This is a genomic window from Paenibacillus sp. VTT E-133291 (assembly GCF_002264395.1).
Taxonomy (GTDB): Bacteria; Bacillota; Bacilli; order Paenibacillales; family Paenibacillaceae; genus Paenibacillus_AQ; species Paenibacillus_AQ nitricinens.
The window spans coordinates 31,393-50,358 of record NZ_NFVA01000005.1 but is presented as its reverse complement, the minus strand read 5'-3'; the positions used below and the strand labels follow the sequence as shown (position 1 = coordinate 50,358).

The window sequence follows — 18,966 nt, the reverse complement described above, 5'->3', positions numbered from 1 at the left end:
TAGGCTTTGGAGACGTCCTTTTGTGTGTTATTGAATGGAGTTAAGCATACCAGCCCCATACGAAGATGAAGAGCGTACCAAAGATCGTAACTAAGCCAACGAATAAGGCATAGGCGATATTGATGTAGAGTTCTTTCTTGGTATCAGCTGATTCCCCAATATGCATGAACAGGAAGAGCTGCAGGGAAGCCTGAATGAGCGCTGTAATAAGCAGGATAGCCATGTTCGCACTATTAGATAGATCAAGGTAGATTACAGCAAGTGCAGCCACAGAAAGGACAAGAGAGGCTAAGAAACCCATCACATGGCGAATTGGAAACAGTTGCTTCATCATGCTACATCAGTCCTTTCAGATAGACGAAGCTGAAAATAAAGATCCAGACAACGTCCAAGAAATGCCAGTACAGCGAGAAGATAAAGGATTTATTGGCCGTAGCCGGAGTAATACCTTGACGCTTCAACTGGATTAAGATAGCCGCACCCCACAGGAACCCGAACGATACGTGAGCTCCGTGTGTTCCCAGCAGTACAAAGAGACTGGATAGGAATCCGCTGGTTTGAAGTGTAGCCCCTTCGTGAACATAAGTGACAAACTCCGTGATTTCAATACCAAGGAAGCCGAGACCCATTAACAGGGTTAGTCCGAAAAAGACCATCATAGCTTTTTGGTAACCATGCCGCATAGCATGAACTGCAAGACCGATCGTAAATGAGCTTGTCAACAGCAGTAATGTTTCGATCATCACTGGACCAATTTCAAAAAGGTCCGGCCCGCTAGGGCCGCTGGCAAAACGGTCTACCATTACAAAGTAAACAGTGAACAACGTAGCGAACAGTGCAATCTCTGCTCCTAGAAAGACCCAGAAGCCAAAGATTTTATTACTATTCTCTTCTGTTGAGTATTCAAGCGGCTTAGACGCATCTATTTTCATATTGTCTCACCCCGCAATTTCTTTTCAGTAGCAATAACTTCTTCTGCAGGGATGTAGAATCCGTGATCCCGATCGAAGGACATAGCAGCTAGAACGATGAGGATACCTACTCCAGAGAGGATGGCCGGAATCCAGAGACTGAATACCAGAGAGAATCCTGCAATGAAGAAGATAACACCCAGAATAAATGGTTTGCCTGAATTACTAGGCATATGAATCTTAGTAATCTTGTCTTCGTATAAAGGTACGTTGTCTTGTTTAGAGAACCAGTAGGCATCGCGTGTTTTTACGGTTGGAACCACTGCGAAGTTGTAAGCCGGAATCGGACTTTTCGTTGCCCACTCCAGAGTACGTGCATCCCATGGATCTCCATTTGTATCTCTTGGTTCATAACGTGTACTCCAGTAGATGTTATACACCAGAATTACAAATCCGACTGTAAGACCTATCGCCCCTATGAACGAGACCATACTGAGCGGACCAAATCCGGTATCCGCAGAATAAGTGTATTGTCGACGTGTCATTCCCTTAAGTCCGAGAAGGAATAGTGGGAAGAACGATACGTTAAAGGAAATAATAATCCACCAGAAAGCATGTTTACCAAGGCGTTCGTTCAAACGGAAGCCGAATACTTTAGGGAACCAGTAGTGGAAACCTGCGATAACGGCGAATACAGCACCTGGAATGAGAACGTAGTGGAAATGCGCCACCAGGAACATTGTATTATGGTACTGATAATCGGCACTGGCCATGGCCAGCATGACACCTGTTACCCCACCAATCGTAAAGATCGGGATAAAGGCGAGCGAATATAGCATCGGCGTCGTAAATGATATTCGCCCTTTTCGTAAGGTGAATAGCCAGTTGAATATTTTCACACCTGTTGGAACGGCAATGGCCATAGTAGTAATCGAGAAGAAACTGTTAACCATAGCGCCTTGACCCATTGTATAGAAATGGTGAGCCCATACTAAGAAGGACAATAGGGAGATGATCAACATACTAAAGACCATGGATGTATATCCATACAGGTTCTTTTTGGAGAAGGTGGCGATAATTTCACTATAAATACCGAAGGCAGGTAGTACAACGATATATACTTCTGGATGTCCCCATACCCAGAAAAGGTTGGCCCATAACATATCCATACCGCCGTTGGCCATCGTGAAGAATTGAGAGCCGAATAACCGGTCAAACATCATCAAAGCGAGCGCAACCGTAAGCACTGGGAAAGCGAATACGATAATTACGTTCGTGATTAGCACGGACCATGTAAACATTGGCATTTTCATCAATTTCATACCTGGAGCACGCATCTTCAGAATCGTTACAATAAAGTTAACGCCTGTGAGGAGTGTACCGATACCAGATATTTGAAGCGCGAGCGAATAGTAGTTGTTACCCACCGTTGGGCTGAACTCTATACTTGCTAGTGGGAAGTATGCAGACCAGCCAGCATCTGGTGATCCCCCGATAACAAACGAAATGTTAAGCAGCATTGCTCCGAAGAAGAAGAGCCAGAAGCTGACGGCATTAAGACGCGGGAAGGCAACGTCTCTGGCACCGATTTGTAGCGGTACGATAACGTTCATCAAACCGATAATAAACGGCATGGCCATAAAGAGGATCATGATCAAGCCGTGTGTTGTAAATACCTCGTTGTAATGCTGTGCGTCAAGAAATTTCATGTCTGGGGCTGCCGTTTGCAGCTTCATCATAATAGCGTCAACGCCGCCGCGGAAAAGCATTAGTAGCGCAGCAAGGATATACATAACCCCGATACGTTTGTGGTCAACGGTAGTTAACCATTCGCGCCATAAATATCCCCATTTTTTAAAATAGGTTAGTCCGACGATAATCCCGATTGTAGCTAAAACAATACTTGCCATAGCCCCGTAAATCAGGGGTTCGCCGTGGACCTTAAATTTATCCCAATCCATTAGGAATCGCTCCTTTCAAGTTGCTCAATTAACATGGACTAATGTCCTTCATGTGTAGTGCTCTGTTCATCCAGTTCTGGATTAGGTTCGCTGTTAAATTCTGTCTCGCTAGATGGTGCAGGAGACGGATGAATTTCTTTATTATCCTGATGTTCCATAGTTCCATTATCCATATCCATTTCTTTACCATTATTACTCATATGGTCGCCATGATCTCCCGGAGGAGGGCTAAAGGATAAGTGAGTGTTGGTGAATGTTTTGCGTCCGACATATTCCATTTTCAAAAGATTTTTGAATTCATCTTCGGTTAATGGACCTGCTGTTTCTTTAACGTCTTTTACCCATTCTTGATAGTCCTTATCAGTCATCGCAAGGGCTTCAAACTCCATGTGGGCAAAACCCTTACCATTAAAGTTCGCATTTCTTCCGGTATAAGAACCTACAGTATCCGCTGAAAGATGCAAAGTGGTAAGCATGTCACTCATCGCATATTTCTGTCCTCCCAATTGAGGGATCCAGAGACTTGAGATCGTACCGAAAGAGTACAATCTGAACTCGACAGCGCGGTGAACTGGAATGTTCACGTAGTTCACGGTTTCAATACCTTCCTCAGGATAGCTGAAATGCCATTTCCAGTTGGAGGAGGAAGCGTAGATTACAAGCGGTTTCTGATCTTTATAATCCGCTGCAACGTTTTCTACATCTACTGTCGTTTTGACAGTGACCACGGAGAGGAATGCCACGATAATAATCGGGATTGTAATCCAGATAGCCTCCAACCATTTGTTTCCTTCCTCGTGAGGAGGAATATAATCTTCGTTACTTTTCTTAGCGCGGTACTTCAAAAGTACAAAGACATATAAGATGTAGACAACTGCTAGAACACCGAGCATCACAACAATGGAGAGGATGATCGTGTCAGACAGAGTTCTCGCAGCCGGCCCCTTCGGATTCAGAACAGCGATTGAACTGCATCCTGGCAAGAGTAAAATTAGGCTGAGAAATAAAGCGTATAACGGTCCCTTTTTGTTCATGCTTAAGCTCCTTCCTTCAATACTTCTATTAATTAACCCTCATCATTACCTTCATATATAGTAAGAACTAATGAGAAAGAAAGCAAAAGACTTATTTTTCCATCTTAGCCATAATAGACCTTAATAATGGCGATCAAGTTAAATATGTGTGATCAATTTGTTACAAGTTCCTAATGATATGATAAAGATCACTGTAGCTACGCTGTTTAATGGTTATTTATTTCTGTTCAAAATTTGTTCAATAATTTACTAAAGTTGCTAATTTGGACACATCTATTTTGTGCAAAAGGATTGGAATTTAACCATTTTTTGTTGGTGTGACAGGATTTGGTCGAAATCAGAATTTGATGAATTTTGTCGAAATATCTGCGAACGTCGAAAAGGGTAACAAATTATTCTGTATTAAGTTACAATCTCTCAAATTTCTATCTATTAATCTATGATAATGTTATAGGTAAATATACGAGATGGGAGATTTTTTAAGATGTTTAAAAAGAAAGTGTGGCTTTTATTTATAGTACTATTCGTATGTACGGGTTTGGTACGAGAGATAGATACAGTGAATGCAGCGGGTGCGACAGGATCCCTGAAATTAGGGGTGAACGATAAATTAACTAAAATTGATGCAGTGTCGATAAAGGATACATATTATGTTTCACTGCGTGATTTGTCCCTAGAACTGAATCTGAATCTTACCCTTCAGGGTGTTGGAATTCATGTTCAAGGGAACAACGGTTCCATCGAACTGCTGAATGATCATGCAACAGCTCTTCTCCCTAATGGAAAGACTATTCCGCTGATAACATTTGTTGAAAATGGTAGAACGATGGTTCCTGTGAAGATGACCTCTCATCTTGGATTTTCAATTTCGTTTAAGCCAGCTCAATCTCTATTAAGAGTGTATAATTCCGGGGCTAAATTAGACGATGCTGCATTCGTGAACCAATATAAAAAGGATTTACAACAAAATGTACCTACAGGGACGACAGGCACAAAGGGGAAAGTCGTATATCTTAGCTTTGATGATGGTCCATCTGCTACTACCTCTCAACTACTTGATATTTTGGCGAAGTATGATGCGAAAGCAACTTTCTTTATGTTGGGAAATAACATGAACGCACATGCGTCTCAAGTGAAACGCTTAGTGAAAGAGGGACATGCACCTGCTTTACACGGCATGACACATGTGAAAGATAAATTTTATGCTTCTCCAGCCTCTGCGTTAAAAGAGATGAATGACGATAATGCAATTCTGAAGAAGATTACGGGTCAAAGTACAACACTGATTCGTACACCTTATGGCAGTAAACCTTATTTAACAAAAGCTTATAGAGATAAGATATTAACGCAAGGGTACCATCTGTGGGATTGGAACGTTGACTCTGAGGATTGGCGATATAAGAATGATAGTAATTCTATCTATAATACAGTTATGAGAGAGGTTCATAATCTGAAGAAGAGCAGCCCGGTGATTCTAATGCATGATCAAAAGGCTACACTTAAAGTTCTTCCACGCATCCTAGAGGCACTGAAGAAAGAAGGCTATGCGTTCCGTAGTATTACTTCGGATATGGAGCCTAACAATTTTTGGAACGATAAGCGCTAACTCTGATAGTAAAATTAAATCATTTTCATTGTTATGGCGACAGATTTGATCTGTCGTCTTTTTTTGTTGTCTGAAATCTTTGTAGATTTGACACATGAGGCTTACCTAATCTATCGACGTAGTTAATTTGTCATGTTATCATGATACTCTGATAACGTATTAGCGAACTAAAGCACACGGCGCTGTGTCAACGATGGGGGATAAAAGAGATGAAGAAGAATGCATTTTTAGTTTTATTTATGATCATGGTTATTGCAGCTTTATCAGGCTGTTCGTCTTCTGGGAGCAAGGACGGAAAGCTGGTAATCGGGATTGATGATAAGTTCGCTCCAATGGGCTTTAGAGATGAGAACAATGAAATTGTTGGGTTTGATATCGACTATGCCGGAGCTGCAGCTGAGAAAATGGGCAAAGAAATCACTTTTCAGCCTATTGACTGGTCAGCTAAGGAGTCAGAACTGAATAGTGGGCGCATTGATATGATTTGGAATGGTTATACCATCACAGATGAACGTAAGGAAAAGGTGTTATTCACAAAGCCTTATCTTGAGAATAGTCAGGTAGTAGTCGTATTAGCGGATTCCACTATTTCAAAGCTTGAGGATTTGGCTGGTAAAGAGGTAGGACTTCAAAGTCTATCCTCTGCTGCCGATGCTTTAAATGCTAATCCGATTAAAGACCAAATTGCTAATCTGTCGGAATTTCCGGATAATGTGCTAGCGCTCACAGATTTGAAGACTAAGCGCCTGGACGGTGTAGTCATTGATGAAGTGGTAGCCAGATATTATATGTCAAAAGAGCCTGATACCTTTAAGCTACTAGATGAATCGCTTGCTCCTGAGCAGTACGGTATTGGAATTAAGAAAGGCAATGAGGCACTACTGGAAGAACTTCAAAAGGCTTTGGATGAAATGAACAATGACGGAACGGCTGAGAAGATCTCCACGAAGTGGTTTGGTGAGAATAAGGTATTGAAATAGCAGGTCAATATACAGAGTTTATTGGAGAAATGAAAATGGATTATATAATACAAATTTCCGGGCCGATGTTAGAAGGCGCGCGTACAACTATTTTATTGTTTCTTATTGTTATTTTGGTGTCGATTCCGCTCGGGTTCCTAGTCACTTTGATGGCGAAGAGTGCGATCAAGCCCGTGGCTTGGATTGCACATACCTATATCTATGTCATGCGGGGAACACCACTTTTACTGCAATTGTTATTTTTTTGCTTTGGTTTACCACAGATTCCGGTGATTGGGCAATATCTGGTCATGGACCGCTTCGTTGCGGCGAGTCTTGGATTTATTCTTAACTATGGGGCCTATTTCGCGGAGATCTTCCGTGGGGGCATGCTCTCCATTGATAAAGGGCAGCATGAAGCAGCTAAAGTACTCGGACTGAGTAAATGGCAAACGCTGCGCAAGGTAATTCTAGCTCAAATGTTTAGGGTAGCTTTGCCAGCCGTGGCAAATGAATCGATTTCCTTGGTCAAAGATACGGCTCTGCTGTATGCCGTTGCTGTGCCTGAGCTACTGAACTATGCAAAAACAGCAGTGAATCGAGACTTTACTGTAACCCCCTTTGTAGTGGCGGGAGTGATTTACTTACTGATGACGCTGGTGCTCACTTTATTCTTCAAAGGACTGGAGAAACGTTTTAAATTCGAGTAGAGGGACTGTCTGAATATGAGTAACATGATAGAAGTAAGTGATTTACAGAAATCCTTCGGCAAATTGGATGTGTTGAAGAAGGTTAGTTTCAATATCCAGGCGGGTGAAGCCGTCGCTGTTATAGGGCCTTCAGGTTCGGGTAAGAGTACGATGCTGCGTAGTCTAGTACATCTAGAGGAAATTACGGGTGGAAGCATCTTCATCCAAGGCAAGCCGCTCGTGGAGAATGGAAAATACGCTAGTGGAGCAAGTATTCGTGAGATCACGGCGGCCATGGGAATGGTGTTTCAACACTTTAACCTATTTCCACATTTAACGGTGCGAGGCAATCTAGAGCTAGCTCCAAGGATGTTGAAGCGAGAAAGCGTGAAGGAGATTACGGCTAGAAGCGAGAACTTACTTTCTAAGGTAGGACTTGCTGAAAAAGCGGATGTGTATCCTGCAAAGCTGTCAGGTGGACAGAAGCAACGGGTTGCTATTGCGAGAGCATTAATGCTCAATCCTGATATTCTATTGTTCGATGAACCCACTTCCGCGCTTGATCCTGAACTCACGGGCGAGGTACTACGCGTCATACGTCAACTTGCTGAGGAGAATATGACGATGATTGTTGTCACTCATGAGATGAATTTTGCCCGTGATGTGGCCGACCGTGTGATTTTCATGGACAACGGTGAGATCACGGAGTCTGGAACACCTGAGCAGATTTTTGATCATCCACAGCAGGAACGCACTCGAATTTTTTTGAATCAAGAGTCGAGAGTGTGAATAGCTCAAGCTAATAAAGTGTCTATTTATGAGAAAAACCCACACAGTTATAAACCACTGTGTGGGTTTTTTTTGCGTTGACATAAAGATTGAACTGTATTAATAATAGTAGTACAGTTAATACACGTCATGATGGATTTAATGCAAGACAGTGAAAGGAGGATGGTTATGTTCGAATTGGACGTTCGCAGTCGCAAGCCGATTTATGAGCAGCTGACCGATAAGGTCAAGGAGATGATTTTACATGGTATTTTGCAGACTGATGAACAACTGCCTTCGGTAAGGACATTATCCCAGCAGCTAACCGTGAATCCCAATACGATTCAGAAGGCTTACCGTGAATTGGAACGTGAGGGGTATATTTATTCACTGCAGGGGAAAGGGAGTTTTGTAGCCCCAATGAAAAAAGAACAGAATGAGATTAAAAAAGCTGAAGTACGTGATGAGTTGCTTAGACTGATGGCGGAAGCGGTATATCTTGGGTTCACCGCCGCTGAGATTAGTTCATTGTACCGACAAGTGGAAAAGCAGAGAGAAGGGGGGAAGAGTAATGATTGAGATTCGAGGAGTCAGCAAGTTATTTCAAGGGGAGAAGGCCGTTGATGATATCTCTTTAACGGTACATAAAGGGACAATTTATGGGCTGCTCGGGTCTAATGGAGCGGGTAAAACTACGCTGCTGAAGACCTTGGCAGGCATTTACTTTCCGGATAAGGGGACCGTGAAGGTGGATGGTGAAGCGGTATTCGAACACCCGACAACTAAGCAACGGGTTATTTTTATGCCGGATTCTCCTTACTTTTTCCCGCAATCCAACATGCTGCAAATGGCAGCCTTCTATCGCTCGATCTATCCGAGCTGGAATCAGAAGCGTTTTGAAGATTTGGGGACCGTCTTTCAGCTTGATAAGAAGCGTAAGCTTAGTCGGTTCTCCAAAGGGATGCAGCGGCAAGCGTCATTCTGGTTATGTTTAAGCTGTATGCCAGATGTGCTTATTATGGATGAGCCGATTGACGGGTTAGATCCGGTAATGCGACGCCAGATCAAAAACCTGCTATTTCAGGAGGTTGCTGAACGCGAGCTGACGGTAATCATTTCTTCACATAATCTTCGTGAGATCGAGGACCTATGCGATCATGTAGGGATTATGCATGGTGGTAAGATGTTGATTGAGAAGGATCTGGATGATCTTAAGGCGGACACTCATAAGATTCAAGTGGCCTTCCGAGATGAGCGGCATGAAATTCCGATATCAGCGAAGCTGCAAATTTTACATCAAGAACGCCGGGGGAGCGTGAACCTGTACATAGTAAAAGGGGATCGTGAGCGAATCAAAGCGGCCTTTCAGGTATATGAGCCATACGTATTCGATTTGCTTCCGTTGACGTTAGAAGAGATCTTTATTTATGAAATGGGGGATGTCGGATATGACGCGCAGCCGGTACTACTTTAATAGCAGTATTATTCGCCAGAACTTCCGCCAGCATGGCTGGATAGGGATTATCTATGCACTTGGCTTATTGTTCGCACTTCCACTGCAGCTGTTCATGAGCAATAATCCGAATGAGAAACCGCAGGAAATTGAACATCTATTTCGCATCGCTGGTAGTGTGCAAGCCTTGTTTATTATTACGATCCCTGTTGCAGCTGGACTCTTTTTGTTCCGGTACCTTCAAGCAAAATCACCCTCAGATCTCTTTCATAGCTTGCCTTTACGCAGAGGGCATTTATTTACAGCTCATTTGACAAGTGGACTTATATTACTGCTGTTGCCTGTTTGGTTAACTGCTGGAGTGGTTGCAGTTGTTAAGCCATGGAGTGGCAATTTTTATATTTTTCAAGGCGCAGATATTTGGCAATGGTGTATCACCGTTAGTATTTTGACTTTGTTCCTCTTCTGTTTTAGTGTTTTTGTGGGAATATGCACGGGCCAATCTATTCTTCAGGGAATTATCGTTTATATTTTGCTTATTCTTCCTGCTGTACTGATTTCATTAGGCAATAGCCATTTAGCCATGTATCTTTATGGATATGCAAATGCAAATGTAAGATTCCTAGATTCTAAATCACAGATGTGGTCTCCGTTTGTTCATATTATGTATTATTTTACCGGCAAACCATACACCAATACCGAATTATGGATCTATGGAGTATTGTCACTTTTATTTATTGGATTATCCTACCTGCTATACCGTAAACGTAATACTGAAAAAGCCGGCCAGGCTATTGCTTTTGGATATTTCAATCCACTTTTTAAAGCAGGAGTTATGTTATGTGCCATGCTTATCTCCGGAACTTATTTTGCACAAATGAAGCAACAGCAAATAGGCTGGGTGATTGGCGGATATGCCATTGGAGCCATTATTGGTTATATTGCCGCAGAAATGATTATTCGAAAAACATGGCAGATTATGACGCGTAAAGTGTTAGCAGATTTTTCGGTTTATGCAGTAATGCTGGGGTTACTTCTGTATATTCCGGTATCAAGTGTTACGGGGTATGAAGCCAGAGTGCCTTCCGGTGATAAGATTAGCGGTGTATATATGGGATCTAACTACCGGTGGTATACCCCAATAGATGATTATTCAACTACACCTTATATGGGACAGGATCCATTTTCGCATGATAAAGATTATATAGAAGCTGTCCGTAAGTTTCATCAAGCGGTAGTTGCAGTACGTCCAGAACATACCTCACAACAATACGTTTATGAATACTTTACTCTGGCTTATCAATTGGAGAATGGTCACAAGCTAGTGAGGGAATACTGGATCCCTAATAAGGGGTTTGAATCAGAGATCAAGGCGGTTAAGGATACTGAAGCTTTCAAGTATGAAAACTATAATTTAACTCTGTTAGACAAAGACCTGGATTATATGTGGATTACCAACAGGAATAAAAAAGTAGCCATCTCTGATCCCGGGGAAATTTCAGAGTTAAAGGAGATTATCAAGCATGAAATTTTGAATATGTCCTATGAGGTACAGGTAGATAAGGACGGAAGACCTGATGTGGCTAATATCCAAACACAGATAAAGGTAAAAGAGGTAAGTGATCGGCCATCTGTAAATTACGGTTATTATTATCCGTGGAAGTCTTCTTTCCATGAGTTAGATAAATGGATGGTCGAAAAGGGTTATACGGATAAAGTACGAACAACCGCTGAAGATATACAATCGGCAGAAATAATAAAAGATGACTATATGGATAAGCAAACACCTAAGAATCCTACTAGTCCTGAACAAAGGCTAATACTTGCACGTGAAAAGAATCGTACAATTGTTACGAAGGATAAGGCACTATTAACGGATATTGTGGATAATCAATTCAATTATGGAGTTGAAAATGGCAACTACATTGTGAAGTTGATGTACAAAGAGGGTTATAGCGATTTCGTAATGTTAAAAGCATCGGATATGACGCCTGAATTGAAGGCTTTGCTGAAATAAGCTCAGAATAAGGTAGAAGATTGCAGATAAAGACTACCGGTTTACATAAACTGGATAGTTGGAGTATGCTTTTGGAGATATGTTATTTAGGTGAAGCCTGGCCATGGACGATGGAGTCCATGGCCTTTTTTGCAATACTTAGAAGGTTAAAGAGAGGGATTCATAAATCAGAAATATATCAATCGATCATTCAGCAGCTTCGGACCATTGAATCTGAAGAATAAGTCCGCATTTTGTATGCGTGTGAAACGGGGCAATGGAACTGGTAAGCTGGATGACTCCAAGGGTCACATTTCGCCAGTATGGCCGGAAGCCGCCGGGGGAAATTGACGCTGCTAACTGTTGATACGATTAGAGCTGGTCAAATGGGTGTAACCTTTTATTATGCGGGTAAGAGTTATGGCTGGCAGAACCTATTCCATCTTCCTGTCTTAATGTGTACACTCATAGTTGAATAAGAACGTCTTTTGGTAGGAGGCAGAGTCACATGGACGAAATTCCAGATCATTTAGATCACGGATTACAAATTGTTTTTATTGGATTTAACCCGAGTATCCGTTCTGGCGAGGTTGGGCATCATTACGCGAATCCGCGAAATAATTTCTGGAGAATCTTACACAATTCAGGACTTACTCCTCGGTTGTACGACGCGTCTGAGGACGGAGAGCTGCTTAAGCTGGGTTATGGTTTTACGAATATTGTTGCCAGGCCAACACGCGGGATCGACGATATCACTCGTGAGGAATATAATGAGGGCCGCGAGTTGCTTCGCTCCAAGCTGGCGCTTTATCGCCCACAAGTCGCTTGCTTCGTTGGAAAAGGTGTATATACAGAGTTTAGTCGGAGAAAAAAAGCAGAATGGGGATTTCAAGGAAACGTGTCTCCAACGGTAGATGGTGTGCGTGAATTTGTCGCCCCCTCTTCCAGTGGATTGGTTCGAATGCCAATGGAGGAGATCGTAGGGATCTACCGTAGGTTAGCTGAGTTTACACAAGAGAGCGATGGCTGACTCGGGAGACTGAGTTGGAGGGAACAGAGGGTGGAATGCTGAGTAGTGGCGCATGTGTAGGGGTAGTTGTGGAGAAGCTGAGAAATGCAGCTAGTAACACGAAGGAGCAACTTCATGGATGAGCTATCGGACTCGACAATGATTGCCATATAGCGTAGTAGAATTAGAAGCCCTTATGTACCTTATAACACAGCTTGCTACAGCTCTGACTCACTCTTGGCTATCTCCCATCAAGTCCCTGTAATCCGCCACGCCCGAAAAGCTTTGAACATAAAACGAGCAAGATTCCAGTTGGAATCTTGCTCGTTTTATGTCTTCAAAGGGTTGTATAGGCTAAGTCTCGATCAACAACAGGATGATAGAGGATAAGGATAGACAAACGCTGATCAAGCATAACACGGCAACGACTTGCTTTTGGCTCAGACCTGCACGGAGCAGGCGGTAATGAGCCTGGGTTGCGTCGGCCTGATAAATGGACTTGCCTTGGATAAAGCGTTTGACGACGACAAAAATATTGTCGAAGATCGGAACGCCCAGCGCCAGAATCGGGATGAACAGCGACAGGGCCGTGGCTTGCTTAAACGCACCGTCGAGTGCGATTACCGCAAGGATGAAACCAAGAAAGGTAGCCCCGGCGTCGCCCATAAAGATTTTGGCAGGCGGTTTATTATAACGTAGATAAGCAATGGTAACGCCGACGAGCGCAATCGCCATAATCGCTGAAGAGGACTGCCCCTTAGTTAATGCGACAATAAATAGTGTTATGGCCGAAATAGCAGTTAAGGCGCCAGCCAAACCATCCATACCATCCGAGAAATTAATGACAGTGGTTACGCCGAAGATCCAGATAATCGTCAATAGAAACTGTAATACAACGGGTAGAACGATATAATCCCCTGAGAAGGGGTTATAGAATCCGGTAAATGCGTTGCCGGAAAAATAAACAAGAACAGCCGCACTAACCTGCACAATCATTTTGGGCAGTGCCGGGAAATCCTTACCCTTTGTTTTGTACCAGTCATCTATGGTACCAATAGTTAGTAGCAGCACACCCCCTGCAAACAGTGCGACGGTCTCCATGGAAAATTCCCGGGCAAAGACCAGGTAAGTGATGAAGAACCCGATGAATATGGCATAACTGGCCGTAAGCGGTATAGGTTCTCTATGGATTTTACGCTCAACGTCTTGACGAGGCTTGTCCACAAAATCAAGTCGGAAAGCTAGTCTGCCGAGCGGCGGAATTAGAAAGTATACGATAGAAAAAGACATTAGAAACGATAAAACGTATAATATGACGCTCACCACCGTTTTCTTTTTAAAATAACACAGTTCGCTTAAAACTACCTTAAAAAAGTAAATTTTTGTCGTCTGACTGATAAGTTGACTTGATTGTATCACTGTAGTACCTTTTTGAGAAAAGAGTTTTGGGGGATATGATGAAATACGACGTTATTTTATTCGATGCTGACGATACACTGTTTGATTACGGAATGGCAGAAAGTCACGCGTTATCTAACGCATTTCTACATGTTGGGATGCCCACAGGTGCTGAGGATTATGCTGCCAGTTATCAGGAGATTAATCATGCGCTGTGGCGGGATTTGGAGCAGGGGAAGATTAGTTCTGCGGCATTACGCGTGGAACGGTTTAATCGGTTATTCACTGCGAATGCGCTGGAGCTAGATCCTGAGGCGTTTAGTGAAGCCTATCTGCGTTTCTTAGGCGAGGGAACCTTTCTGATCCAGGGAGCGATCGAGCTGTGCGAGGAGCTTGCCGGCTGCCGATTAGCAATCATTACGAACGGAATTAAAGAAGTGCAAACTTCCAGAATCCAAGGATCACCGCTTAGTGAAACCTTTGAGCAGATTATTATTTCAGAGGAGGCTGGTTGTCAGAAGCCGGAGACAGGGATTTTTGATTATGCTTTTGCCAAATTGGGGATTTCGGATAGGGAAAAAGTACTGATTGTAGGGGACTCCTTAACCTCTGATATTCAAGGCGGAATCAATTATGGGATCGATACTTGCTGGTTTAACCCGCTCGGTAAAGAGAATTCGTCGGGTGTTCAACCGAAATACGAAATTCGAGTTCTGTCGGAGCTCTTAGACATTGTAGGCAAGACAGCTGATCTTCAATAATAAAAAATAAGGTGTGAGCGCATAGCGACTCACACCTTTTATTAAGTGAGCTGAAGGATCTTATTGCTGAGTATCCAGCGGCTTCAGATAAGCTTCGATTTGCTGGCGTTTCGATTCCAGAAATGGTGGCAGAGCAAGAGATTCACCCAAACTTTCCATCGGCTCATCTGTTGCAAAGCCTGGTCCGTCTGTAGCTAGCTCAAAAAGAATGCCGTTAGGCTCGCGGAAATAAAGGGAGCGGAAGTAAAAACGATCCACGAATCCGGAGTTAGGAAGCTGAGCAGTGCGTATATGCTGGACCCATTGCTTCAATTCCTCCTCGTTGTCCACGCGGAATGCGACATGGTGTACCCCGCCTCGACCTAAATGTTCCTGCTCTAGATCATTACGTTCCTCTAGGTGAACCTCTGCACCTGACCCGCCTTCTCCAGTCTCGAATACAATCACATCTGGCTGTCCTGCTACTGTGGAAGGATGAGTGCTTTTGCGGCGGAAGCCAAGCAATTGCTCCAGTACAGCCGCAGTATGCTCTGCACTTTCTACTGTAAGATGTGCGGGACCTAGACCAATAATCCCATACTCAGCAGGTACCGGGCTTTTTGCCCAAGGGATGCCAGCGGCAACACCCTTATCATTCTCGTCGGATACTAGTATGAAACGTTGCCCTTCATGATCACGGAAGGCTAAAGTCTGGCGGCCGCCGATTGTTTGAATCGTCCCATGCTCTACGTCAAGCTCGGTGAAGCGCTGCTCCCAGTAGAGAAGTGCGGCATCGTTTGGCACCCGAAGGGAGAGCGCGGAAATGCTGTTGTTGCCTGCACGGTTGCGGCCCGCCATCGGGAGCTCGAAGAAAGTTAATTCGGTTCCGGGGTTACCCTTCTCATCACCATAGAATAAATGATACACTGAAATATCATCCTGGTTTACTGTCTTTTTAATGAGACGCAGTCCAAGTACTTCGGTATAGAACCTAAAGTTTTCCTGTGCGTTACCTGTAATTGCGGATACGTGGTGTAGTCCTTTTAATGTTAATGTCATGTGTAATTACCTCCGTGTAAATGCTAAATGTGAGTAAGTTATATTGTGATCTTTAAAATATTAAGTGAGTATTATTAAGTAGCTATAATTTTAATAGTAAAAAGCGGTTTTTGCAAGTAGATGTTTATGCATCATAAAATCCAGTTCATACATAAGGAGAGCGTACATTGCACACAACAACTAGCTTGATGAAACAATTGCAGGAGCTAAAGCTTGATCCACATGGGACTATTCTGGTCCATTCCTCATTAAAAAGCATTGGGGAAGTAGATGGAGGCGCGAACACAGTATTGGATGTACTCAGTGAATATATGAAGGACGGACTGCTCGTATTGCCAACCCATACATGGGCTTATATTAATGCAGACAATCCAAGGTTCTCTGTTCAAGATTCCCCTTCTTGTGTAGGGATATTACCGGAGTTGTTCCGTAAACGTCCAAATGTTACTCGCTCTTGGCATCCGACACATTCTGTAGCGGCTTTAGGTGCAGATGCTGAGGATTTCACCACGGGAGATGAACGCTGGGATACGCCGTGCGCCCGTGGTTCAGCATGGGGCAAGCTACTTGATCGAAAGGCGGAAATTGTCCTGCTGGGAGTCGATCTTCGGCGGAATACGTTTATCCATGGCATTGAAGAGTGGGTCGATATTCCAGGCAGAATGACGGATACCTATGAGGAGCTATATACGGTGACGCCAGGTGGCGATGAAATCATGGTGCCTTCTCGCAGACACTGTGGCCTCTCTTGGTCTGAGCATTTTTGGAAAGTGGAACGCGAGCTTGAAGAAGGCGGTGCTATGCGTAAGGGGCATTTTGGCGATGCGCTGGTTAGGATATGCGGGACGGTAGAAACAACGAATATTCTAAGCCAGATGCTGACAGAAAATCCTGATCTTTTCTCAGATAATGAGCCACTGCATGGGGAGGACAAGCCGGTACCACTTCCAAAGACTAGGGCGTGAGCAACCCTAGAAGAGGCTAATTGAATGCCGATAAAGCATTTTTCAAACCACACAATCTGGAAGCCGCTATCAATGTATGGTATATTAATCTCACTAAAACATAGTAAGGAGATTGGAAATGGAAAAAACTTTGGTTTTTGGACACAAAAATCCGGATACGGATACGATTTGTTCTGCAATTGCTTATGCTGCACTCAAAAAGGAATTGGGCTGGGATGCTGAGGCAATTCGTCTGGGTGAGGTTAGTGGTGAAACGCAATTTGCGCTTGACCATTTCGGAGTCGCTGCTCCTCGACTGGTAGAGAACGTAGCTGGTGAAGCAAATCAGGTTATTCTTGTTGACCATAACGAACGCCAACAAAGTGCAAATGACATTGATCAAGTGCGCGTGGTTGAAGTTATCGACCATCACCGGATCGCAAACTTTGAAACTGCACATCCGTTATACTATCGTGCTGAGCCAGTAGGCTGTACTGCTACTATTCTTAACAAGTTGTATAAAGAAAACGGAGTTGTAATCCCTAAAGAAATCGCCGGATTGATGCTGTCTGCGATCATTTCTGATTCCTTGCTGTTTAAATCACCAACTTGCACTGCGGAAGATGTAGCTGCAGCACGTGAACTTGCTGAAATCGCTGGTGTAGATGCAGAAAGCTACGGTCTCGACATGCTGAAAGCTGGAGCTGACCTTAGCGACAAGAGTATCGCTCAACTGATTTCCTTGGATGCAAAGGAATTCAAAATGGGTGAATACAAAGTTGAAATCGCTCAAGTGAACGCGGTGGATGTTAATGATGTTCTCTCCAAACAAGCTGAACTGGAAACTGCACTTACTTCCATTATTGCTGAAAAAGAATTGGATCTGTTCCTGTTTGTAGTTACAGATATCCTCAATAACGATTCTGTGGGTCTGGCTCTGGGTCGTGTTGCAGGTGCAGTAGAAACGGCGTACAATGTTAAGCTTGATGACAATAAAGCACTTCTCAGAGGTGTAGTATCCCGTAAATCGCAAATCGTTCCTGTTCTTACAGAAACAATTGCTAAGCTGTAACGCATTTTGACAATTGCACTCGATTCGGTGCAGTAGCATTCATATAAGAGCCACGTCATCCATTGAAAGTTTTAAGGGTGACGTGGTTCTTTTTGTTTTACGACGCATTCTGCTACAATACTTTGAGAGGTAAGAGTAACAACCAACATGTGGAATATAACAAAGAGACAGGGGATATTAAGAATGGAATTGTTTGCAGCACTCGAGCGGGACGATTACGAGGAACTGTTATTTTGTCAGGATAAAGCATCAGGATTAAAGGCAATCATCGCCATTCATGACACGACATTAGGGCCCGCACTGGGTGGGACACGGATGTGGACCTATGCTACAGAAGAGGAAGCGATTGTTGACGCGCTTCGTTTAGCGAAAGGGATGACGTACAAAAATGCAGTATCGGGTCTAAATTTAGGCGGCGGGAAAACAGTGATTATAGGTGATCCCAAGAAGGATAAGAACGAAGCGATGTTCCGTGCTTTCGGAAGATACATACAGGGCTTGAATGGACGGTACATAACAGCCGAGGATGTTGGCACTACAGAAGAAGATATGAACATTATTTATCAGGAGACAGATTATGTTACAGGTACATCTCCTACTTATGGTTCATCGGGCAATCCGTCACCAGCGACGGCTTACGGCGTATACCAAGGGATGAAGGCAGCGGCCAAAGCAGCGTTTGGCAGTGATTCGCTCGAAGGGAAGACTGTAGCCGTTCAAGGTGTTGGGAATGTGGCTTTTTCGCTGTGTAAGCATCTTCATGAAGAAGGCGCTCAGCTTATCGTAACCGATATTCATAAAGAAGCTGTTGGGCGCGCAGTAGAAGCTTACGGCGCCAAAGCAGTCGATCCTGCAGATATTATCAGTACAGATTGTGATATCTATGCTCCATGCGCACTCGGAGCAACGATCAATGATGAGTCCCTCCGGGTAATTAAGGCGAAGGTGATCGCAGGCGCAGCCAACAATCAGTTAAAAGAGGCCTATCATGGCGATACGCTGCACGAAATGGGCATTGTGTATGCTCCTGATTATGTGATTAATGCCGGTGGCGTTATTAATATTGCCGATGAACTGAATGGTTATAATAAGGAACGTGCGTTTAAGCAGGTTTCAAAAATTTACGATAACATCACCCGCGTGCTGGAAATCTCACGTCTAAATGGAATTCCTACTTCTGTTGCGGCAAATCAGCTTGCAGAGGAACGGATTTCCTTATTAAGAAATACTCGTAGTACTTTCCTGCGAAATGGTCAACATGCGCTTAGCAGAAGATCACTCCGGGGATAAGGTGCATAGGTACTTAAATTAGTCTTTCACATGCAAAAGCGCATCAGCGTCGCTAAAGGACGGTAAGCTTATATTTT

19 protein-coding genes are annotated in these 18,966 nt (G+C 43.5%); 13 read left to right on the top strand and 6 right to left on the bottom strand.

Translation table 11 applies throughout. The features are described 5' to 3' along the window. Positions 1-40 precede the first annotated feature (40 nt). From qoxD to qoxA, 4 genes are read right to left on the bottom strand one after another with little or no spacing between them, the layout of a single operon-like run. The gene (gene qoxD, locus CA598_RS03755) at positions 41-334 is read right to left on the bottom strand and encodes a cytochrome aa3 quinol oxidase subunit IV (protein WP_179281646.1); all 294 of its coding nucleotides are present in this window, start codon (positions 332-334) and stop codon (positions 41-43) included. 1 nt (position 335) lies between these two features. Beyond that, complete coding sequence (gene qoxC, locus CA598_RS03750; RefSeq protein ID WP_094871514.1) at positions 336-932, bottom strand: cytochrome aa3 quinol oxidase subunit III; 597 nt, start codon at positions 930-932, stop codon at positions 336-338. Then, positions 929-2,872 (bottom strand): cytochrome aa3 quinol oxidase subunit I, encoded by a 1,944-nt coding sequence (gene qoxB / locus CA598_RS03745; protein WP_042185110.1) that lies wholly within the window; start codon positions 2,870-2,872, stop codon positions 929-931. Before qoxB ends, qoxC begins: the two co-directional genes overlap by 4 nt. A gap of 38 nt (positions 2,873-2,910) precedes the next feature. Further along, on the bottom strand, positions 2,911-3,906 hold the full coding sequence (qoxA, locus tag CA598_RS03740; protein ID WP_094875447.1) for a cytochrome aa3 quinol oxidase subunit II: 996 nt from the start codon (positions 3,904-3,906) through the stop codon (positions 2,911-2,913). 484 nt (positions 3,907-4,390) lie between these two features. Between qoxA and CA598_RS03735 the strand changes: the two genes are divergently transcribed. From CA598_RS03735 to CA598_RS03695, 9 genes are all read left to right on the top strand, one after another. Continuing rightward, positions 4,391-5,512 (top strand): polysaccharide deacetylase family protein, encoded by a 1,122-nt coding sequence (locus CA598_RS03735; RefSeq protein WP_094875446.1) that lies wholly within the window; start codon positions 4,391-4,393, stop codon positions 5,510-5,512. Positions 5,513-5,721: 209 nt separating this feature from the next. Next, on the top strand, positions 5,722-6,492 hold the full coding sequence (locus CA598_RS03730) for an amino acid ABC transporter substrate-binding protein (RefSeq protein WP_094871518.1): 771 nt from the start codon (positions 5,722-5,724) through the stop codon (positions 6,490-6,492). A gap of 29 nt (positions 6,493-6,521) precedes the next feature. Further along, complete coding sequence (locus CA598_RS03725; RefSeq protein WP_094871519.1) at positions 6,522-7,181, top strand: amino acid ABC transporter permease; 660 nt, start codon at positions 6,522-6,524, stop codon at positions 7,179-7,181. Between the two features lie 15 nt (positions 7,182-7,196). Then, positions 7,197-7,949 (top strand): amino acid ABC transporter ATP-binding protein, encoded by a 753-nt coding sequence (locus CA598_RS03720; protein WP_373455806.1) that lies wholly within the window; start codon positions 7,197-7,199, stop codon positions 7,947-7,949. A gap of 168 nt (positions 7,950-8,117) precedes the next feature. Continuing rightward, a complete protein-coding gene (locus tag CA598_RS03715) occupies positions 8,118-8,507 on the top strand; it encodes a GntR family transcriptional regulator (protein ID WP_094875444.1) in 390 nt (129 codons plus the stop codon). Continuing rightward, the gene (locus tag CA598_RS03710) at positions 8,500-9,402 is read left to right on the top strand and encodes an ABC transporter ATP-binding protein (protein WP_094871524.1); all 903 of its coding nucleotides are present in this window, start codon (positions 8,500-8,502) and stop codon (positions 9,400-9,402) included. Before CA598_RS03715 ends, CA598_RS03710 begins: the two co-directional genes overlap by 8 nt. Next, positions 9,377-11,398 carry a Re/Si-specific NAD(P)(+) transhydrogenase subunit beta gene (locus tag CA598_RS03705; RefSeq protein ID WP_094875442.1) on the top strand — a complete coding sequence of 674 codons (2,022 nt, stop codon included), beginning with the start codon at positions 9,377-9,379 and terminating at the stop codon, positions 11,396-11,398. Before CA598_RS03710 ends, CA598_RS03705 begins: the two co-directional genes overlap by 26 nt. Before the next feature lie 207 nt (positions 11,399-11,605). Then, a complete protein-coding gene (locus CA598_RS32855; RefSeq protein WP_256990340.1) occupies positions 11,606-11,728 on the top strand; it encodes a hypothetical protein in 123 nt (40 codons plus the stop codon). 157 nt (positions 11,729-11,885) lie between these two features. After that, positions 11,886-12,407, top strand: coding sequence for a mismatch-specific DNA-glycosylase (locus CA598_RS03695; protein WP_094871527.1), 522 nt, complete (start codon positions 11,886-11,888; stop codon positions 12,405-12,407). A 333-nt stretch (positions 12,408-12,740) separates the two neighbouring features. On the opposite strand, the gene CA598_RS03690 is transcribed toward CA598_RS03695, so the two are convergent. Continuing rightward, complete coding sequence (locus CA598_RS03690; protein ID WP_094871567.1) at positions 12,741-13,676, bottom strand: MraY family glycosyltransferase; 936 nt, start codon at positions 13,674-13,676, stop codon at positions 12,741-12,743. A gap of 167 nt (positions 13,677-13,843) precedes the next feature. Here CA598_RS03690 and CA598_RS03685 point away from each other — a divergent pair, with 167 nt between their 5' ends. Then, entirely contained in the window at positions 13,844-14,545 is a 702-nt protein-coding gene (locus tag CA598_RS03685) for a YjjG family noncanonical pyrimidine nucleotidase (protein WP_094875441.1), read from the top strand. Between the two features lie 60 nt (positions 14,546-14,605). Here the strand turns inward: CA598_RS03685 and CA598_RS03680 are convergent, their stop codons facing one another. Continuing rightward, positions 14,606-15,583, bottom strand: a complete 978-nt coding sequence (locus tag CA598_RS03680) for a ring-cleaving dioxygenase (RefSeq protein ID WP_094875439.1) — start codon at positions 15,581-15,583, stop codon at positions 14,606-14,608. Between the two features lie 167 nt (positions 15,584-15,750). Here CA598_RS03680 and CA598_RS03675 point away from each other — a divergent pair, with 167 nt between their 5' ends. The 3 genes from CA598_RS03675 to CA598_RS03665 all read left to right on the top strand — a co-directional run bounded on the left by CA598_RS03675 (position 15,751) and on the right by CA598_RS03665 (position 18,889). Further along, entirely contained in the window at positions 15,751-16,548 is a 798-nt protein-coding gene (locus CA598_RS03675; protein WP_094875438.1) for an AAC(3) family N-acetyltransferase, read from the top strand. A 118-nt stretch (positions 16,549-16,666) separates the two neighbouring features. Continuing rightward, a complete protein-coding gene (locus tag CA598_RS03670; protein WP_094875436.1) occupies positions 16,667-17,599 on the top strand; it encodes a manganese-dependent inorganic pyrophosphatase in 933 nt (310 codons plus the stop codon). Positions 17,600-17,782: 183 nt separating this feature from the next. Beyond that, complete coding sequence (locus CA598_RS03665; RefSeq protein ID WP_076283886.1) at positions 17,783-18,889, top strand: Glu/Leu/Phe/Val family dehydrogenase; 1,107 nt, start codon at positions 17,783-17,785, stop codon at positions 18,887-18,889. Positions 18,890-18,966: the final 77 nt, after the last annotated feature.

Excerpts from the sequence above, each read along its gene's own strand:
- qoxD (WP_179281646.1), bottom strand. The coding sequence starts at position 334 with ATGATGAAGCAACTGTTTCCAATTCGCCATGTGATGGGTTTCTTAGCC.
- qoxC (WP_094871514.1), bottom strand. The coding sequence starts at position 932 with ATGAAAATAGATGCGTCTAAGCCGCTTGAATACTCAACAGAAGAGAAT.
- qoxB (WP_042185110.1), bottom strand. The coding sequence starts at position 2,872 with ATGGATTGGGATAAATTTAAGGTCCACGGCGAACCCCTGATTTACGGG.
- qoxA (WP_094875447.1), bottom strand. The coding sequence starts at position 3,906 with ATGAACAAAAAGGGACCGTTATACGCTTTATTTCTCAGCCTAATTTTA.
- CA598_RS03735 (WP_094875446.1), top strand. The coding sequence starts at position 4,391 with ATGTTTAAAAAGAAAGTGTGGCTTTTATTTATAGTACTATTCGTATGT.
- CA598_RS03730 (WP_094871518.1), top strand. The coding sequence starts at position 5,722 with ATGAAGAAGAATGCATTTTTAGTTTTATTTATGATCATGGTTATTGCA.
- CA598_RS03725 (WP_094871519.1), top strand. The coding sequence starts at position 6,522 with ATGAAAATGGATTATATAATACAAATTTCCGGGCCGATGTTAGAAGGC.
- CA598_RS03720 (WP_373455806.1), top strand. The coding sequence starts at position 7,197 with ATGAGTAACATGATAGAAGTAAGTGATTTACAGAAATCCTTCGGCAAA.
- CA598_RS03715 (WP_094875444.1), top strand. The coding sequence starts at position 8,118 with ATGTTCGAATTGGACGTTCGCAGTCGCAAGCCGATTTATGAGCAGCTG.
- CA598_RS03710 (WP_094871524.1), top strand. The coding sequence starts at position 8,500 with ATGATTGAGATTCGAGGAGTCAGCAAGTTATTTCAAGGGGAGAAGGCC.
- CA598_RS03705 (WP_094875442.1), top strand. The coding sequence starts at position 9,377 with ATGACGCGCAGCCGGTACTACTTTAATAGCAGTATTATTCGCCAGAAC.
- CA598_RS03695 (WP_094871527.1), top strand. The coding sequence starts at position 11,886 with ATGGACGAAATTCCAGATCATTTAGATCACGGATTACAAATTGTTTTT.
- CA598_RS03690 (WP_094871567.1), bottom strand. The coding sequence starts at position 13,676 with ATGTCTTTTTCTATCGTATACTTTCTAATTCCGCCGCTCGGCAGACTA.
- CA598_RS03685 (WP_094875441.1), top strand. The coding sequence starts at position 13,844 with ATGAAATACGACGTTATTTTATTCGATGCTGACGATACACTGTTTGAT.
- CA598_RS03680 (WP_094875439.1), bottom strand. The coding sequence starts at position 15,583 with ATGACATTAACATTAAAAGGACTACACCACGTATCCGCAATTACAGGT.
- CA598_RS03670 (WP_094875436.1), top strand. The coding sequence starts at position 16,667 with ATGGAAAAAACTTTGGTTTTTGGACACAAAAATCCGGATACGGATACG.
- CA598_RS03665 (WP_076283886.1), top strand. The coding sequence starts at position 17,783 with ATGGAATTGTTTGCAGCACTCGAGCGGGACGATTACGAGGAACTGTTA.